General features: G+C 72.5%; 20 protein-coding genes. 11 read left to right on the top strand and 9 right to left on the bottom strand.

Annotation, left to right across the window (positions count from 1 at the left end; translation table 11 throughout):
* The first annotated feature begins 72 nt into the window (after positions 1-72).
* From AB0M43_RS14930 to AB0M43_RS14905, 6 genes are all read left to right on the top strand, one after another.
* Positions 73-450, top strand: coding sequence for a hypothetical protein (locus AB0M43_RS14930; protein ID WP_363724803.1), 378 nt, complete (start codon positions 73-75; stop codon positions 448-450).
* Positions 451-1,260, top strand: a complete 810-nt coding sequence (locus AB0M43_RS14925; RefSeq protein ID WP_363724801.1) for an ADAM 12 protein — start codon at positions 451-453, stop codon at positions 1,258-1,260.
* A 41-nt stretch (positions 1,261-1,301) separates the two neighbouring features.
* Complete coding sequence (locus AB0M43_RS14920; protein ID WP_363724798.1) at positions 1,302-1,688, top strand: roadblock/LC7 domain-containing protein; 387 nt, start codon at positions 1,302-1,304, stop codon at positions 1,686-1,688.
* Positions 1,689-1,735: 47 nt separating this feature from the next.
* On the top strand, positions 1,736-2,104 hold the full coding sequence (locus AB0M43_RS14915; RefSeq protein WP_363725749.1) for a hypothetical protein: 369 nt from the start codon (positions 1,736-1,738) through the stop codon (positions 2,102-2,104).
* A gap of 70 nt (positions 2,105-2,174) precedes the next feature.
* Complete coding sequence (locus tag AB0M43_RS14910) at positions 2,175-3,206, top strand: hypothetical protein (RefSeq protein WP_363724796.1); 1,032 nt, start codon at positions 2,175-2,177, stop codon at positions 3,204-3,206.
* Positions 3,207-3,282: 76 nt separating this feature from the next.
* A complete protein-coding gene (locus tag AB0M43_RS14905) occupies positions 3,283-3,558 on the top strand; it encodes a hypothetical protein (RefSeq protein WP_363724795.1) in 276 nt (91 codons plus the stop codon).
* A gap of 48 nt (positions 3,559-3,606) precedes the next feature.
* Here AB0M43_RS14905 and AB0M43_RS14900 read toward each other — a convergent pair whose 3' ends face one another.
* From AB0M43_RS14900 to AB0M43_RS14885, 4 genes are all read right to left on the bottom strand, one after another.
* Positions 3,607-4,914 (bottom strand): ABC transporter permease, encoded by a 1,308-nt coding sequence (locus AB0M43_RS14900; protein WP_363724793.1) that lies wholly within the window; start codon positions 4,912-4,914, stop codon positions 3,607-3,609.
* Positions 4,914-5,615, bottom strand: a complete 702-nt coding sequence (locus AB0M43_RS14895; RefSeq protein WP_363724791.1) for an ABC transporter ATP-binding protein — start codon at positions 5,613-5,615, stop codon at positions 4,914-4,916. The genes AB0M43_RS14900 and AB0M43_RS14895 overlap by 1 nt, the downstream gene beginning before the upstream one ends.
* The gene (locus tag AB0M43_RS14890; protein WP_363724789.1) at positions 5,612-6,601 is read right to left on the bottom strand and encodes an efflux RND transporter periplasmic adaptor subunit; all 990 of its coding nucleotides are present in this window, start codon (positions 6,599-6,601) and stop codon (positions 5,612-5,614) included. The genes AB0M43_RS14895 and AB0M43_RS14890 overlap by 4 nt, the downstream gene beginning before the upstream one ends.
* An 89-nt stretch (positions 6,602-6,690) precedes the next feature.
* Positions 6,691-7,623 (bottom strand): NADP-dependent oxidoreductase, encoded by a 933-nt coding sequence (locus AB0M43_RS14885; RefSeq protein ID WP_363724787.1) that lies wholly within the window; start codon positions 7,621-7,623, stop codon positions 6,691-6,693.
* Between the two features lie 133 nt (positions 7,624-7,756).
* Between AB0M43_RS14885 and AB0M43_RS14880 the strand changes: the two genes are divergently transcribed.
* Together AB0M43_RS14880 and AB0M43_RS14875 are read left to right on the top strand one after the other, a co-directional pair.
* Positions 7,757-8,608 carry a helix-turn-helix transcriptional regulator gene (locus tag AB0M43_RS14880; RefSeq protein ID WP_363724785.1) on the top strand — a complete coding sequence of 284 codons (852 nt, stop codon included), beginning with the start codon at positions 7,757-7,759 and terminating at the stop codon, positions 8,606-8,608.
* A gap of 40 nt (positions 8,609-8,648) precedes the next feature.
* Entirely contained in the window at positions 8,649-9,596 is a 948-nt protein-coding gene (locus AB0M43_RS14875; protein ID WP_363724783.1) for a helix-turn-helix transcriptional regulator, read from the top strand.
* Positions 9,597-9,627: 31 nt separating this feature from the next.
* Here AB0M43_RS14875 and AB0M43_RS14870 read toward each other — a convergent pair whose 3' ends face one another.
* The 5 genes from AB0M43_RS14870 to AB0M43_RS14850 all read right to left on the bottom strand — a co-directional run bounded on the left by AB0M43_RS14870 (position 9,628) and on the right by AB0M43_RS14850 (position 14,206).
* The gene (locus tag AB0M43_RS14870) at positions 9,628-11,910 is read right to left on the bottom strand and encodes a M4 family metallopeptidase (protein ID WP_363724781.1); all 2,283 of its coding nucleotides are present in this window, start codon (positions 11,908-11,910) and stop codon (positions 9,628-9,630) included.
* 252 nt (positions 11,911-12,162) lie between these two features.
* Positions 12,163-12,567, bottom strand: a complete 405-nt coding sequence (locus tag AB0M43_RS14865) for an arsenate reductase ArsC (protein WP_363724780.1) — start codon at positions 12,565-12,567, stop codon at positions 12,163-12,165.
* Positions 12,568-12,607: 40 nt separating this feature from the next.
* Positions 12,608-13,378 carry an MIP/aquaporin family protein gene (locus AB0M43_RS14860; protein WP_363724778.1) on the bottom strand — a complete coding sequence of 257 codons (771 nt, stop codon included), beginning with the start codon at positions 13,376-13,378 and terminating at the stop codon, positions 12,608-12,610.
* Entirely contained in the window at positions 13,378-13,683 is a 306-nt protein-coding gene (locus AB0M43_RS14855; protein WP_363724776.1) for a metalloregulator ArsR/SmtB family transcription factor, read from the bottom strand. Before AB0M43_RS14855 ends, AB0M43_RS14860 begins: the two co-directional genes overlap by 1 nt.
* A 157-nt stretch (positions 13,684-13,840) precedes the next feature.
* On the bottom strand, positions 13,841-14,206 hold the full coding sequence (locus AB0M43_RS14850) for a metalloregulator ArsR/SmtB family transcription factor (protein ID WP_363724774.1): 366 nt from the start codon (positions 14,204-14,206) through the stop codon (positions 13,841-13,843).
* Between the two features lie 75 nt (positions 14,207-14,281).
* On the opposite strand from AB0M43_RS14850, the gene AB0M43_RS14845 reads away from it, so the two are divergent.
* From AB0M43_RS14845 to AB0M43_RS14835, 3 genes are read left to right on the top strand one after another with little or no spacing between them, the layout of a single operon-like run.
* Positions 14,282-14,533, top strand: a complete 252-nt coding sequence (locus AB0M43_RS14845; RefSeq protein WP_363724772.1) for a hypothetical protein — start codon at positions 14,282-14,284, stop codon at positions 14,531-14,533.
* Complete coding sequence (locus AB0M43_RS14840) at positions 14,530-15,819, top strand: M28 family peptidase (protein WP_363724770.1); 1,290 nt, start codon at positions 14,530-14,532, stop codon at positions 15,817-15,819. Before AB0M43_RS14845 ends, AB0M43_RS14840 begins: the two co-directional genes overlap by 4 nt.
* Positions 15,816-16,310 (top strand): N-acetyltransferase family protein, encoded by a 495-nt coding sequence (locus tag AB0M43_RS14835; protein ID WP_363724768.1) that lies wholly within the window; start codon positions 15,816-15,818, stop codon positions 16,308-16,310. Before AB0M43_RS14840 ends, AB0M43_RS14835 begins: the two co-directional genes overlap by 4 nt.
* The last annotated feature ends 72 nt before the right edge of the window (positions 16,311-16,382 follow it).

Here is a 16,382-nt window from a genome sequence, read left to right as displayed (position 1 = left end):
CGTCCTGGACGCATCGAATACCGGACAGTCACATCTCCAATTTGGAGAGTTTCCACGGGGTAGCTTGCTGGAGTGCGCGACATCGACGGCCTCCTCCGTCAGGCGATGACGATCAACGGAGCCCGCGGCGCGAGCCTCATCGACTACACCACGGGCCTGCCGGTCGACACGGTCGGCGCGGTCCCGGGGAACAGTCCGGAGGCCACCGCCGCCGGCACCGCCGAGCTGATGCACGCCATGCTCGACACCGCCGCGTTCGCCTCCGCCCCCGGCGGGGACGACCTGGAGGACATCGTCGTCACGGCCGCCTCCGGCTACCACGTGTTCCACTGCCTGCCGGTCCGGTTCGACAGCCGGCTCGTCCTGCACCTGTGGCTCGACCGGGAGACCGGCAACATCGCGCTCACCCGGCGGCGGCTGCGGCTGCTGATCGAGGAGCTGGTGGGCTGAGTGGGGCTCCTGGAGGAACTGGCCCAGCTGTGTACGTCGGGCGCGACCGGCGCGGCGCACCTGGCCGGCCGCCCCGGTGGCACGTTGTACCTGGTGGCGGGCCTGCTCGGCTACGCGACCTGCCCGGCCGTGCCCGGAGTGGGCCGGCTGCTCACCGCCTCGGGGCGGATCAGCTCGGAGACCTGGGACGCGGTGTCCGGGCCCGGCGCGGCCGAGGAGCTGACCGGCGGCGGGCACCTCACCCCGGGCGAGCTGCAACTGTGCGTCCGGTCGGCCACCATCGACGCGGCCTACTTCGTCCTCGGCCCCGGCGCGGGCCCGCTCGGCTTCGTCCCCGAGTCCCGCCACCCGCTGGACAACGTCCTCGGCACCCCGTTCCCCGTCCTCGAACGCGAGCTCGCCCGGCGGTCCAGCCTGCTCGCCGAGGCCTGGCCCGACCCGGCCGTGGACTCCGCGCCACTCGTCCCCGTCTCCCGGATCCCGCACCGCCGGGTCACGCTCACCGACGTGCAGTGGGAACTCGTGGCCAACGCCGACGGGCGCCGCTCCCCGCTGGACCTGGCCTGCCGGCTGGGCCGGTCCGCGTTCGCCGTCACCCTCGACGCGCGCCGGCTCGTGGCCGCCGGGCTGCTGTCGGCCCCGCCGCGCGCGTACCCGCCGGCCGCGCCCGTCGCCGCCCTGCTCGCCGACGAGCTGCCCCGCCGGGGGCCGATGCCGGGTTCGCCGTGGGCGCGGCGCGACGTCCGGCCCGCCGAGGCGCCGAGTACGGACGTGCTGCTGCGGGTGCGCGCCGCCCTGGGGAAGCTGTGAGGTTCTTTCGATGGCGGGCGAATCCCGGGAGGAGACTGCGGATGGACGTTCAGGTCGAGGTACTGGGGGAGCTCAAGGAACTCCGGAGCCGGCTCCGGAACACCGTGGGCAGCTCCGTGGCGAGCACCGACGGGCTGCTGATCGCCCACGACGTGTCGGGCGTCGAACCCGACATGCTGGCGGCGCTGTCCGCGGCGTACCTCGCCCTCGGCCAGCAGCTGGCCGGCGCGCTGGACCGGGGCACCTTCCGCGACACCGTCACCCGGGCCGCCCACGGCCACGTCGGCGTGTACGCCGCCGGCCAGTCCGCCCTGCTCACCGTCCTGACCGGCCCGGACACCAACATCGGCCGGCTGCACCTGGAGGCGCGCGGATCCGCCGACCGGATCGGCGCGCTGGTGGACGCCGCACTCACCCGACTGTCATAGGACCCCTCGTGAAGGAGAAACCCGTGAACGCCAAGAAGGGAAGCACCATGAACATGGACACGGCGCTGAAGGACGCGATGTCGATCGAGGGCGCCCTGGGGGTGGCGATCGTCGACTACTCCAGCGGGATGGCCCTGGGCATCCTGGGCGGCGGCAAGGAGCTGGACCTGTCGGTGGCCGCCGCCGGGAACACCGACGTGGTGCGGGCCAAGATGCGGGCGATGGAGATGCTCAACCTCCAGGACAGCATCGAGGACATCCTGATCACGCTGGGTAGCCAGTACCACATGATCCGGCCCATCACCGGGCACTCCGGGCGCGGCCTGTTCATCTACCTGGCACTGCACAAGAACCGGTCGAACCTGGCGATGGCCCGCCACCAGCTGCGCAAGATCGAGGAGGAGATCGAGGTCTAGAGCCTTTTCCGGGGGTACTGTGCGCCACAGCTCTCCCACCCGGACCCGGTCCTGGAAGTACGCTCGGCAGGTGACCACGCATGCCACCGTCGAACTGTCCGTGGGCGTCAACGAGGCTTCCGACCTGTTGACCGTCCGCTCCCCCGAGCTGCTCGCCGCGCGCGGCTGGACGGCCGCACTGTGGACCGTGCTCGACGAGGGCCCGGTCGAGGAGTCGATCGCCCTGCTCGGCCGCGCCCCGGACGGCACCTGGTCGACGCACCTGCTGGCCACCGAGGCCGGGGCGGAGGCCGGCCGCACCGAGGACTCCGAGGCCCTCGCCTACCGGGACGGGTACGTCTACGTCCTCGGTTCGCACTTCGGCAGCAAGCGCGGGCCGTTGCAGCCCCGCCGGGCGTTCGCGGCCCGGTTCCGGGAGGCCGACGCGGCGGGGCCCGGTCCCGTGCGGCTGGAGGTGGCCCGCAACCAGTTCCGGCTGCACCGGGCGATCAACGACGCCCTGACCGGGGCGGGGATCGCGCCGCTCGCCCCGGGGAGCACGGTGCACCAGCGGTTCATCGTGGAGACCCTCAACCGGGGCACCGAACGCGGCAAGAAGTGGATCACCCGGATCGTCGAGGGCGACCTGCCGGTCAACATCGAGGGCGCGGCGTTCACCCCGTCGGGCAGCCTCCTGCTCGGGCTGCGGTTCCCGGTGACCGCCGACGGCGCGCCGATCGTGGTCGAACTCGCCGACGCGGGGGACCTGTTCGACGGCGGCGAACCCAAGGTGGCGGCCGTGCACGTGCTCGACGCCGCCGAGGAGGGCGTGCTGACCGGGATCCGGGCGCTGTCCGCCCGGCCGGACGGCTCGTTCGACGCGGTGGTCGGCTCGATCGACGCCGTGGGCAAGGAGTCCGTGCTGCTCGACGACCACCCGCACGGCGGCGGGGTGCCGTGCCGGCACCTGCGGTTCCGGCTGCCCGACAGCGACACCTTCGTGATCACGCCCGAGGTGGTGGGGCCGATCAACGGGTTCCACAATGTCGAGGGCGTGGCCGAGCTCGACGGCCGCCCGGTGTACGTCACGGACGACGACCACCGCGTGGCGCTCTGGTTCTGACGTACTCGCCGGCGTGTCGGGCGCAACGGGCTGGGGTCCCCGGTCGTTGTTCACCTTGGGATTCAAGGGGGGCACTGTGACCAGCACCATCGAGAACACCGGCGGCCATCCGACCGTCTTACCACCCACCGGGCTCAACGGCCGCGCCGTCGCGGCCCGCTCCGACGCGCCACCCTGCCGGCACTGCCAGGAGCCGTTGACACCGGATCCGATCTGGGGACCGGTGCACGCCTCGGGCGGCTACCTGTGTCTCGGCCCGAACGGCGAGACCATGACCTCCCCGGCGACGCTGCCGGAGGGCTGGCGACCGACCGTGCGGCCGGTCACCCACGCCCACGAGGAACCGCTGTAGGCCCGGCGCGCGCCGCCCGCGCGAAGCCCGGCACAGCGCCGTGCCCGGCTACGCGCGCATCACCGTCGCGATCGGTACCCGTGCGGCCCTGATCGCCGGGATCAGCCCGCCCAACAGGCCGGCGATCAGCCCCGCGACGACCCCGGCGACCCCGGCCTGCCAGGGGAAGTCGAGCTGCTGCGGGAACGGGCCCCGGCCCGCGAGGACCGAGCCGAGGACCTTCAGGCCCAGGACGCCGAACCCGATCGCGGCGGCGGACGTCAACAGCCCGGTGAGCAGGGTCTCGGCGAGCACGATGCCGGCCAGTAGCGACCGTGGCGTGCCGACCGCGCGCCGGAGCGCGAACTCCTCCACGCGTTCGCCGACCGTGGCCAGGCCGACGTTGAGGATGCCGGCGACGCCGATCAGCAGGACGAGCCCGGCCATGCCCAGGAACACCCAGCGCATCAGCGCCAACTGGGAGGCGATCTGCTCCTTCGAGTTGATGACCCGGGACTCCATGTGGTCGGCGGCCACCCCGTTGGCCACGAGCCGGGACTTCAGGATCTGCTCGATCTCGGTGGCCGTGGGCGCGAGGAGCACCTGGAGGCCGCCGTTGCGCTGGTTGGCGACCGTCGTGGGCATCCAGGTGAGGAGTTCGTCGGCGCGGACGTACGCCCTGGGCTGCTCGTCCCCGTCGTCCACCACGCCGATGATCCTGGGCGTCGGGTTGACGGGCGCGCCCTCGATGCGCATCTCCGCCGGTACCCGGTAGCGTCCGAAGCCCTTCGCGGCCTCCTTGTTGAGCACCAGCCGGGGCGACAACGACGGGGCCGAGTCGAAGTCGAGCCACTGGCCGGACACCGGTCGGTAGGGCCGGAACTGCCGGACGTCCCCGGTCATCCCCGACAGGCCCAGTTCGATCGCCTGGCCGGGCGAGGTGGCCGCCAGCTTGGGGTCGCGGCCCGGGAAGCAGTAGCCGGAACTGTCGCAGTAGTAGTCGCTGTCGGGACCCCGGCCCCGGCCGTCGAACGGCGCCGCGTGCGGGTTGATCGGCGTGACCCCGGGCTCGCCGATGATCGCGCCGGTACTGATGACCCCCACCGCGTCCTTGCGCCCCTTGAGGGTGTCCATCGCGATCGTGCCCGCGGCGCCCTCGGAGGGCACGAACATCTGCACGGTGCCGTCCTTGCCCTCGCGCAGTTCGACGTCGGCGAGCGCGGCGGCGGCGGCCAGTTCCGCGCCGGCCTGCACGACCACGACGGCGAGCACCCCGAGGAACAGGCTGACCATCGACAGCAACGTACGCATCTTGCGGGCCCGGATGCCCTGGAGCCCGATGACCAGGGAGGACCGGAACCGGCCGGACAGCGCCATCAGGCACCCACCCGCGCACCGGCCGGGGCGAGCACGCCGTCGACGAGTTGCAGGACCCGGCCCATCCGGTCGGCGTGGTCCCGGTCGTGGGTGACCAGGATCAGCCCGCAGCCCCGGTCGGTCGCCGAACGCAACGCCTCGATCACCAGTTGCCCCGTCTCGGTGTCCAGTGCCCCGGTGGGCTCGTCGGCCAGCAGGATCCGCGGCTCGCGGACCAGGGCGCGCGCGATGGCCACCCGCTGCTGCTCGCCGCCGGACAGCCGGGGCGGGCGGTGCTTGGCGAGGTGCGCGATGCCGACCTGTTCCAGCGCGGCCATCACGGTCGCGCGGCGCCTGCGCCCGCCCAGCCAGCCCTGGCCGTTGACGAGGGCCATGGCCACGTTCTGCGCGGCCGTGAGGTGCTTGAGCAGGAAGAACCGTTGGAAGACGAAGCCGAACTCGGCGCTGCGCAGTGCGGCGGCCTTGCGTTCGGGGAGCCGGGTGATGTCGCGGCCACCCAGCAGGTACTCGCCGCCGTCCGGCCGGTCGAACAGCCCGATCAGGCTGAGCAGCGTGCTCTTGCCCGAGCCGGACCGGCCGAGGATCGCCACGCTCTCCCCACTGTGGACGGCCAGGTCCACGCCGGTGAGGATGTCGCGCGGCGCCGTCTGGCCCTTGAGCGTCTTGGTGATCCCGGTGAGCTGCAACAGCGGCGTGTTCACTGGCCCTTGCCGCCGTTGCCGTTCGGGTCGCCGCCGGGGGCCGGTGGCAGGTTCGGCCCGGGCACGGCGACCGTCTCGTCGCCGGTCAGCCCCGAACGGATCTCCACGACCTTGCCATCGGTCAGGCCGAGTTCGACGTCGCGGGTCTCCCGGGTGCCGTCGGGCTTCACGACGTCGACCTTGCCCTTGCCCTGCGTACCGGCGACCGCCTCGACCGGCACGGTGAGCACGTTCGTCGCCTTCTCGGTCACCACCTGGAGGGTGGCGTCCACGCCGTTGATCAGCTTCACGCCGGGCGGGGCCGTGCACACCAGGCGCAGCCCGGTCGGCGTGGACGGCTCCGTCTCCTGCTTACGTTCCGGCATCTGCCGGCCCGGGGACTGGCCGGCGGAGGGCTTCGCCGTCGGGGCGGGCGGCTCCGGGATCGTCCCGGCGGGCAGGGCCGCGATGGTGCCGAGCACGGTGCAGGGGAACGGCCCGGGACCGTTCTTGATCTGCGCCTGCACGGAGCCGAGGGCGTCGGAGATCCGGTAGGCCTGGGCGCCGTCGATGTCGGCCACGATGCCGTAGCCCGCGAACCGCGCGGAGGCGACCGGCATGCCCGCCGGGACGGTGGCCTTGTCCTCGGCCAACCGCCCCGCGAACGTCGATCCCGCCGGGACCTCGATGTTGCTGGCCTTGCCGTTCACCCAGACCGCACCGACCCGGGTCGGCTTGGTCGGGGTACTCGCCGGCGCGGCCACGTCGAGGTAGCGCACCTGACCGGCCACCGGGGCGACCAGGCCGAACACCGGGTTGACGGTGACCTTGCCCGACAGGCTGACCTTGTTGTCCAGGTTCTGCCGGGTGGGCTTGGCCGTCGTCATCGTCGTGCCCCGTGGTGCCAGGTCCGGATTTCCCTTGCCCTCCGGTGCGGACGTGCACCCGGCAGCGGCGGCCAGCACCACGCACAGGACGGAAAATCGGGCCAGAGAACGTTTTCGCACCGGTACCCCCATCACACCGAGACGTCGATGGGGAATCTTAGATCGATGTTCCCGACTCGCCAACACAATCCGAACACTGTGCCAAAGCCTTAAGGAACGAGCACGATCTTGCCCCGGTTGTGCCCACGAGCCAGGTGCTCGAAGGCGTCCCGGACCCGATCCAGGGGGTACGAGGCCTCGATCGGCACCTCCAGCAGTCCCTTGTCGACACGGCCGACCAGCTCCGCCAGCACGTCCGCCGTCGCCGCCTGGAGGTTGCCCTCCGTCCTGACCCCGTGCCGGGCCGCCGCCGCGAAGTCGATGATCGTGTCGATCCGGTCGGGGACGACGCCCAGTTCGAGCGCGAGTTCCACGTAACCCTCGCCAACCGTGTCCACGAACGCGTCGACCTTTCCGCCCGCGGCGGCCCGGATCCGGTCGGCCACTCCGGGGCCGTAGGGGACGGGGACGATCCCGTGGTCCGTCAGCCAGGCGTGGTGCCGCTCACTCGCCAGGCCCAGCACCGTCGCGCCCGCCTCCCGGGCCAGCTGCACCGCCAGCGAACCGACCCCGCCGGCCGCCCCGGCCACCACCACCGTGTCCCCCTCGGCGACCCCCACCGCCCGGACCGCCGCGTACGCCGCCGTGCCCGCCACGAACAGGGCGCCCGCCGCCTCCCACGGCACACCGGCCGGCTTGCGGACCAGCTCGGCCGCCTCGACCACCACGAACTCCGCGAAACTCCCCCGGCCCAGCTCGAACGTGTGCGTGAACCCCAGCACCTCCTCCCCCACCCCGAAGCCGGCCACGTCCGCGCCGACCTCCTCGACGACCCCGGCCACGTCGCTGCCCAGCCCGGCCGGCAGCGTCGCCGGCCAGTGCTCCGCGAAGAAGCCCGTGAGGATGGCCGCCTCGACCGGGTTGATCCCGGCGGCGCGCACCCGGACGAGCACCTGACCGGCGCCGGGCACCGGGCGGGCCACCTCCTCGACCCGCAGGGCCGCGAGCCCGCCGTACTCGGTGAACCTGACTGCCTTCGACATCTCGTACCCCCGGAAGATCGGTTTTTCGGTTGCCGTGACCGTTCCACCGATCCGCCGCCGTGAGGAGCGGAGAGTTGTGGCTAGGAGCGCCGCTCCCTGGCTACGCCCACGGGTGCGAGTGATACTCGGGAGCATGGACCGCCCCGAACTCGCCGACTTCCTCCGCCGCTCCCGGGAACGGTTGCGCCCCCAGGAGGTCGGGCTGTCGGCCGGTCCGCGCCGGCGCACCCCCGGGCTGCGCCGCGAGGAGGTGTCCCTGCTCGCCGGCATGTCCGCCGACTACTACGTGCGCCTCGAACAGGCCCGCAGCACCCAGCCCTCGACCCAGCTGGTCGCCGCGCTGGCCCGCGCCCTCCGGCTCGACGACGACGAACGCGACCACCTCTACCTGCTCACCGGGCACCGGCCGCCCGCCGGCCGGCCCGCCGGGGAACACGTCCGGCCCGGGCTGCTGCACCTGCTCGACCAGCTCACCGGGAGCCCCGCCCAGATCCTCGGCGACCTCGGCGACCTGCTCGCGCAGAACCCGATGTCCGAGGCCCTCTTCGGCACCGTGTGCACCGTCTCCCCGCACGGGCGCAACATCGTCTGGCGGTGGTTCACCGACCCGCTGGTCCGCGCCGCGTACCCGGCGGAGGAGCACGACCACTACAGCCGGCTGCACGTGGCCGACCTGCGCGCGGCGGCCGGCCGGCGGGGAAACGACGCGGCGTCGGCGACCCTGGTCCGGCGGCTGCGGGCGGCCAGCCCCGAGTTCGCCGAGCTGTGGGAGCTGCACGAGGTCGGGGTGCGGCGGAGCAGCCGGATGCGGGTGCTGCACCCGACCGTGGGCCTGATCGAACTGGACTTCGAGGTGCTGCTGACCCCCAGCGAGGACCAGCGGCTGCTGGTGTTCACCGCCCCGCCGGGAACGGGGAACGGGGCGCTGCTGGAACTGCTGCGGGTCGTGGGGCGCGAGGAGTTCGCAACCGATTCCCTGACCTGAACTCTCTGTACTTTGCCTGCTCAGCCCGCACACTCGTGGGGTGACCCATGCTCCGGAACACGGCGCGCACCAGCACGCCGGCCCCAACACCTTCGCCGCCGCCCTGAACCGGGCGATCGAGGTCCGTGGACTCAGCCTGGAGCGGGTCCAGGCGAAGCTGGCGGCGGAGGGCATCTCGGTCAGTGTGATGACGCTGAGCTTCTGGCGGCGCGGACGCAGCCGCCCGGAACGCGCCCAGTCCCTGCGGGCCGTCACCGCCCTGGAGGAACTGCTCGGCCTGCCCGGCGGCTCCCTGACCGCGCTCCTGGGGCCGCCCCGGCACCGGGGCCGGCTGGAGACGCAGCCGTGGGTGGGCTTCGACCAGCTCTACGACGAGCACATCTCCCTGCGGCACACCCTGGACGAACTCGGGGTCGCCACCGATCCGGAGGTGCTCAACCCCGACCTGACCTGGCTGAGCATGCACGACCGGTACGAGCTGGACCGGCACGGCGCGGAGGCCAAGCTGTGGGTGCACCACGTCGGGCGCGCGATCGGCCCCGTGGACGTGTGCCGGGTGACCTTCCAGGCCGACGACCCGGTCAGCCCGGCCGGCACCCTGCGGACCCTGCGCGGCTGCCGGCGCGGCCGGGTGCGCGCCGACCCGGACTCCGGGCTGATGGTGACCGAGCTGCTGTTCGACCGGACGCTGACCCCGGGCGAGATCGTGGTCTTCGAGTACGAGATGCGGTTCGAACCCGGCGGGCAGCCCGAGCACCGGTTCGGCCGGATCTTCGGCGTGCCGGCGGGGCTGTACGTGGCGGAGGTGGTCTTCGACCCGCGCGCCGTACCGGTGAACATCCACGAGTACTCGCAGGCCTCCGTCGACGCCGAGATCCAGGTGGTGCGGGACGTACCCCTCGGCGAGTCGCTGACCGCCACGATCGCCGTCCAGGACGTCCGCCAGGGCCTGCACGCCATGGAATGGGAGTGGGCCGGCCACCCGTAGGTGACCGGCCCGCTCTTCCCTCCAGAAGCTGTCAGGAGAGGGTGACCGTGACGTCGTCGAGGACGAAGCTGGTCTTGAGGTAGGAGTCCTCGGTCTCGGAGAACTTCAGGGTGACGGTCTGCCCGGCGTAGTTCGACAGGTCGAACGTCCGCAGGGTGTACCCGGCCGCCTTGTTCACGTTGGAGTAGCTCCCCAGCGCGGTGCTGCCGGCGAACACGGTGAACTTGTCGTACACGGTGGTGCCGGTCTCGGCGGTGTCGATGTGCAGGTAGAACTTCAGGCTGGCCTTGCAGCCGGCCGGGATGGAGATCTGCTGCGACAGCGACTCGGTCACGGCGCGGCCGTTGCCACCGAGCCACGCCATCCGGGTACCGCCGTGCGCGGGCTGGGCCGAGGTGCCGGCCTGGATGACGCCGGTGTCACCGGTCCACGGGGCGGTACCCGTCTCGAAGGTGCCGTTGGTGACCTTCTGGGCCGCGGTGCACGTGCCACCGGTCGGCTGGACCGTCGGCTGCACGGTGGGCGTGGCGGTCGGCTTGACGGTGGGGGTGGCGGTCGCGGTCGGCGTCGGGTTGGCGGCACACGCCGGCTCCCCGGCCTGGGCGACGACGCCGACAGCGGTCCACGCGGCCTTCATCGTGGTGCACTCGGCGGCACCGTAGAGGTCGTTGGTGGCCTTCAGGGTCGAGATCCGGGCCTTCGGGTACGTCTCGGTGCTGACCATGTAGCTGGTCAGCGCGCGGTACCAGATCTTGCCGAACTTGTCGTTGCCGAGGCCGTTCACCGCCGGGGCGTTGTTGCACACCGGGCTGTTGTAGTTGACGCCGTTGACGGTGCGCGCGCCGGAACCGACCGCCGCGATGAAGAACAGGTGGTTACCGACGCCGGACGTCAGGTGCGGGTCCTGGGTGGTGCCCATCTGCGCGTTCCAGCAGTTGAACGAGCGGCCGTCCTTCGCCGGGTCGTCCAGGTAGCGCAGCGGCTTGCCGTTGCCGAAGTAGTCGATCTCCTCGCCGATCAGGTAGTCCGGGGTGTCCACGGCCATGTTGGCCCGGAACTCCACGAGGGTGCCGAAGATGTCGCTGGTGGCCTCGTTGAGCCCGCCGGACTCCTTGAAGATCCCCAGGTCCGGGTTGCCGTAGTCCAGGTTCGCGGTCGCGAAGGTGACGCCGTGCGCCATCTCGTGGCCGGCGACGTCGAGCTCGGTCAGCGGGTGGGTGTTGCTCGCGCCGTCACCGTAGGACATGCAGTAGCAGTCGTCGTCCCAGAAGGCGTTCTGGTACGCGTTGCCGTAGTGCACCACCGACAGGGCGCCGGTGCCCTGGTTGTTGATGCCGCTGCGGTTGTGGACGTTCTTGAAGTAGTCCCAGGTCTGCGCGACGCCGTAGTGCGCGTCCACGGCGGCCGTGGCCCGGTTGCTGAGCGCGTTGTTGCCGAACGTGGAGGTGGCGCTGGAGAACGCGGTGGTCTGCGCCTTCGGGAGCGCGCCCCTGCCGTCGCCCTTACCGTTGGCGTCCCGGGTCTCCTGGCCGCCCCGGGTCGGGTCGAGGAGCTCGTAGGTGCCGTCGGCCTTCTGGTTGACGTCGATGGCGACGTTGCCGACGAGCAGGCCCTTGCCGTTGCCGGCGACCGGACCGGCGGCGGCGGCCTGGGCGGCACCCGCGGCGGTCTTCGTACCGGGGGCCGTCAGGGTGCGCACGCTGCTGGAGGCGCCGAGTACCGCGCCGGTCGCGGCGCTGACCCGGATCTTTCCCTTGCTCGGGGTGCCGTCGGCGGCAGTCCCGTCGGCCTTGACCTCCCAGACGAGCGCGGGCGCGCCGTCGAGCACGTCCACGGCCAGCACCGGGGCGGCGCCGACGGTGAGCTTGCTCCACTTGGCCGCCACGGCGCTGGCGGCCTGGGCGGCGTCGATCTTCGGGGTGGTGTCGACCGAGATGGCCGTACCCTGCGCCTTGCCGAACTGGCCGTCGCGCCCGCTGTTCACGACGACGCTGCCGCCCAGCACGGGCAGGCCCTTGTACGTCCGGTCGAAGCGCACGTGCCGCGAACCGTCAGCGGCGACGTTCACGTCCCGCGCGGTGTACTTGTCCGCGCCGTCGGCCACGCCCTGGCCACCCGCGTCGACGCCGGTGAGGGATTCCAGAGCGTCACGAACGGCGGTGTCCGGGTCGGCACTGACGGTGACGGTGTCCGGGGTGGTGGCGAGCCCGAAGCTGCCGGAGGTGGCGAACCCGGCGGTAGCCAGTGCGCCACCGGCGACGACGGCGGTGGTGACGAGAGCCGCCCGCCGGGGCCAGTTACTTCCGTGAGTCATGTGAGGGGGTGTCCTTCCCAGTCTCACGCGCACGGCGGTGTGGGGAGTGGACCACCGGGCACGCTCCGCAACTGCGGAGGTGGGAAGCATCACTGCGGGTCACGTAACGTAACCTGTAATTCACCTTAAGAAAGACTTAGCTGTATAAACAGTTACTATAGTTTCCCATTAACTTAACCGGTCGGGCCGATAAGTCCGATGTGGACGTGCGACCTCGCCCGCCCGGCACCGCGGTCCTCGTCAGGTCGGCGCCTAGTCGATCCCGAGGGACGCGAGGAGCCCCTCGACGCGGGTCCTGATCTCGTCGCGGATCGGCCGGACGGCGTCGATGCCCTGGCCCGCCGGATCCGCCAGGACCCAGTCCTCGTAACGCTTGCCGGGGAACACCGGACACACGTCGCCGCAGCCCATGGTGACCATCACGTCGGAGGCTTCGGCGGTCTCGTAGTCGAGGATCCTCGGCCTGTTCGCGGTGATGTCGATGCCCACCTCGGCCATCGCCGCGACGGCCACGGGGTTGACGGCGTCGGCGGGCGCGGACCCGGCGGACCGGACCTCGACGGCGTCGCCCGCGAGGTGGCGGAGCCAGCCGGCGGCCATCTGGGAGCGGCCGGCGTTGTGGACGCAGACGAACAGGACGGATGGCCTGGTACTCATGACGGCTCCTGGAGGGTCGGTTCGGCTGGTCGGCGGCTGGTCAGTTCGGCGAAGAGGGTCGTAGTTTCGGTGTCGGGGTGGCCGCCCCGGTCGGGGCGGGGTCGACGGCCTCGCGCCCGGTGACCGGGGTGGCGGGGTTCGGGTAGAGGGCCACGACGGCGGCGGTGCCGATCAGCAGACCGAGAACCTGGAAACCGACGAAGGCGGGTACGGAGCCGGGGCTGATGCCGGCGAAGGTGTCCGTGAACGCCCGCCCGACGGTGACCGCGGGGTTGGCGAAGGACGTGGAGCTGGTGAACCAGTACGCCGCCCCGATGTACGCGCCCACGGCCGGGGCCGCCAGGGCCGCGCGCCCGGTGCGGACCAGGGCGAAGACGAGCAGGACCAGTCCGGCGGTCGCGACGGTCTCGCCCAGCCACAGGTGCCCGGCGTCGCGGTGCTTCGTGGACATCGTCACCGCGGGCAGCGCGAACGTCAGGTTCGCGAGGATCGCGCCACCGATCGCGCCGGCCACCTGGGCGAGGGCGTACGGGCCGAGGTCGCGGCCGGCGAGTCCGCCGCCGGTGGAACGGTGCAACCACCAGTCGGCGAGGGAGACGACGGGGTTGAAGTGCGCGCCGGACACCGGGCCGAACACCAGGATCAGCACGGTGAGGCCGAGGACCGTGGCGGTGGAGTTCTCCAGGAGCTGGAGGCCGGTGTCGTCCAGCGACAGGGTCGCGGCCATGATCCCGGAGCCGACGACCACGGCGACGAGGAGCGCGGTACCGAGGAACTCCGCTAGGAGGCGGCGGGGCAGGGGCGGGGTCATCAGCATTCCTGGCGGACGGCGGCGGTGTCCCGGGCGCGGGCGGCCAGCGCCGTCAGGTGTCCGGCGGCGGCTTCGAGGGGCTCGGGCAGCAGCCGGTAGTAGGTGAACCGGCCCCGGGGCTCGGCGGCGACGAGGCCGGCTTCGCGGAGTACCCGGAGATGGTTGGAGATGTTGGACTGCGTCGCGTCCAGCTCCTCGACCAGGTGGCAGGTGCAGGCGGGGCCCTCGGCGAGGAACTCGGCGATCCGGGCGCGCAGCGGGTCGCCGAGCAGGCGGAGCACATCAGGGGGAGCTGATATCAGCATGCCCTGATCTCACATGGGCGCGTCCTGGCCCGTCAAATTCCCGATCATGAACATCAGGTGACGTACCCGCAGGTGGAGGTGCGCCGCCCCGTGCCCGGCAACGTTCCGCGTGGCGCCCCGTGCCCGCCGGCTGGCCGAGCGAGGTCCGCTGGCGGCCTCAGCCGGTGGCGAGGTTGAGCAGCCGCGACAGGGCGGTGACCTTCTCCGGCAGGACCCGGTAGTAGATCCAGGTGCCCCGGCGCTCGCCGTCGATCAGGCCGGCCTCGCGCAGCACCTTCAGGTGGTGGGAGATCGTCGGGCCGGACAGGTCGATGGAGTCGGAGATGTCGCACACGCACGCCTCGCCGCCCTCGGCGGAGGCGATCATCGAGATCAGCCGCAGCCGGACCGGATCGCCCAGGGCCTTGAAGGCGGGCGCGAGCTCCTCCGCCGCCGCTGGCGTGACGGCCGCGCTGGTCAGGGGGGTGCAGCATGCCTCGGCGACGACGGGGGTGAGCGTGAGGACCGCAGGCTGCTTCGACATATCTCTAGGTTGACAGATGTCAAATCAGACTGCAAGCTTCCGTTACTTCGACAACATTCGAGACAGGAGTCGGACATGACGATCGAGAACATCCCGGTGGGCGGGTTCGCCGGGGATCCGGCCGAGGCGTTGAACCCGCCGGCCGCGTCGGGCGGCTGTTGCGGCACCGCCACGGCGGCCACCGGCACGGCCTCCCCCGCCGCCGACGCTGGGGCTCCGGCAGGCACGTGCTGCGGCACCGCCACGGCCGCACAGGAGGCCGGGACCTGCTGTGCCCCCGAGGCGAAGGCCGAGGCGGTGGCCGCCGGAGCCGGGTGCTGCGGATGACGCGGGCCACGCCGGGGACGACGCGCGCCGTCGACCCCGGCACCACCCCCACCGACCGGCTCACCGCCGTCGTCCGGGCCCTCGCCTCACCGGAGTACGCCGGCCGCCGGGTCGGCACCCCGGGCGGGCGGGCCGCAGCCGGGTACCTCGCCGGACGGCTGCGCGAACTGGGCGCCACGGTCACGTCCGACGGGTTCCCGGTCGCGGCGGTCCGCGAGCTGTACGCGACCCCGACCATGGACTGGACCGACGAGGAGGGCAGGTCGCGGCCCCTCGTGCACCGGCGCGACTTCGCCGAGCACCTGGTCTCCGCCGACGTGCCCGCACCGCGTACCGGCCCGCTGGCCCGTGTCGGGGACGCCGACTGGTCGGGGCGCTGGGTCCTCGTACCCGTCGTCGGGGCCGATGTTTCGCGCCGGGCGGCCTCGGAGGGGGCCGCCGGGCTGCTCGTGGCGCGCGGGGTGGACGACGGCGGCTGGATGCCGAAGATGATCGCCGGACCGACCCCGGCCACGGTCGCGGTGATCGGCGTGCGTGCCGAGGTCCACGAACGGATGGGCCGGGGCGGCGTGGTGACCGCCTCGGTGCCGCTGCGGACCGTGGCCGCCGACGGGGTCAACGTGCACGGCGTGTTCGCGCGGCCCGTACCCGGCGGGGTGTCGGTGTTGTTGACCGCGCACCACGACGGCGTGGGAGACGACCCGCGCCAGCGGCTACCAGCGGCGGCGGACAACGCCTCCGGGTGCGCGGTGGTCCTGGAATCCGCCCGACAACTCGCGCCCTGGCTGCCCGACGGGGTGGGCCTCGCGGTGGCGTACCTGGACGCCGAAGAGGCGGGCGCCCTCGGCTCCGCCCGGCACGCGCCCCAGGTCCGGGCCGGCACGTTCGTCATCAACGTGGACGGCGCCGCCGAGCTGTCGGGCGCCGCGGCGGTGGAGGCCGGCGGACCCGCCGGGGAGCTGCTCGCCGCCCTCGACCGGGCGGGCCGGGACACCGGGGTGGCACTGCGTGCGGCGCCCATGCCGTCGGACAACCGCCGCTACGCCGCCGCAGGCCTGGCCGCCGTCGGGATCGGCATGGGCATGCCGGGCTACCAGACTCCGGCGGAGACCCCCGACCGCGTCGACCCCGCCACGCTGCTCGCCGCGACCGCGCTGGTCGTGGCGACGGTGCGCAACCTGTTCGCGTTGGCCGAGCCGGTCGGCGACTTTCGGGGGAACGACAACCCGGCCGCCGTCACCGTCACGGGCCGCCCCGCCCCCGATACCGAGGACTCCCGCCCATGAGAGCCGTCCGGGCGATGACGCCCGCCGACGCCGGGGTCGTCCTGGCCATCTACCAGGCCGGGATCGACAGCGGTGACGCCACCTTCGAGACCGCCGCGCCCAACTGGGAGCAGTTCGACGCCACCCGGCTGCCCGGGCACCGCCACGTCGCGGTCGACGGTGCCGGCGCGGTGCTCGGTTGGGTGGCGGCGACGGCGGTGTCCACCCGGCCGGCCTACGCCGGGGTCGTCGAGCACGGCGTCTACGTCCACCCCGCCGCGCGCGGCCTGGGCGTCGGCTCGGCGCTCCTGGCCGCGCTCGTCACCTCGACGGAGGCGGCGGGGATCTGGACCGTCCAGGCGGGGATCTTCCCGGGCAACACCGCGAGCCTGGCGCTGCACCACCGGGCCGGGTTCCGGACCATCGGCACCCGCGAGCGGGTCGGACGGCACCACGGGGTGTGGCGCGACGTACTCCTCCTGGAACGCCGCAGCCGCACGGTCGGAACCTGAGCCCGCTCCCGCGACGGAGATCACCGATCATGCTGCCTTGACGAATTTCAAATTAGATGGCAGCCTAAGCAA

Source organism: Longispora sp. NPDC051575 (assembly GCF_040681875.1).
Classification (GTDB): Bacteria; Actinomycetota; Actinomycetes; order Mycobacteriales; family Micromonosporaceae; genus Longispora.
This window is presented reverse-complemented; position numbering and strand designations above follow the sequence as displayed.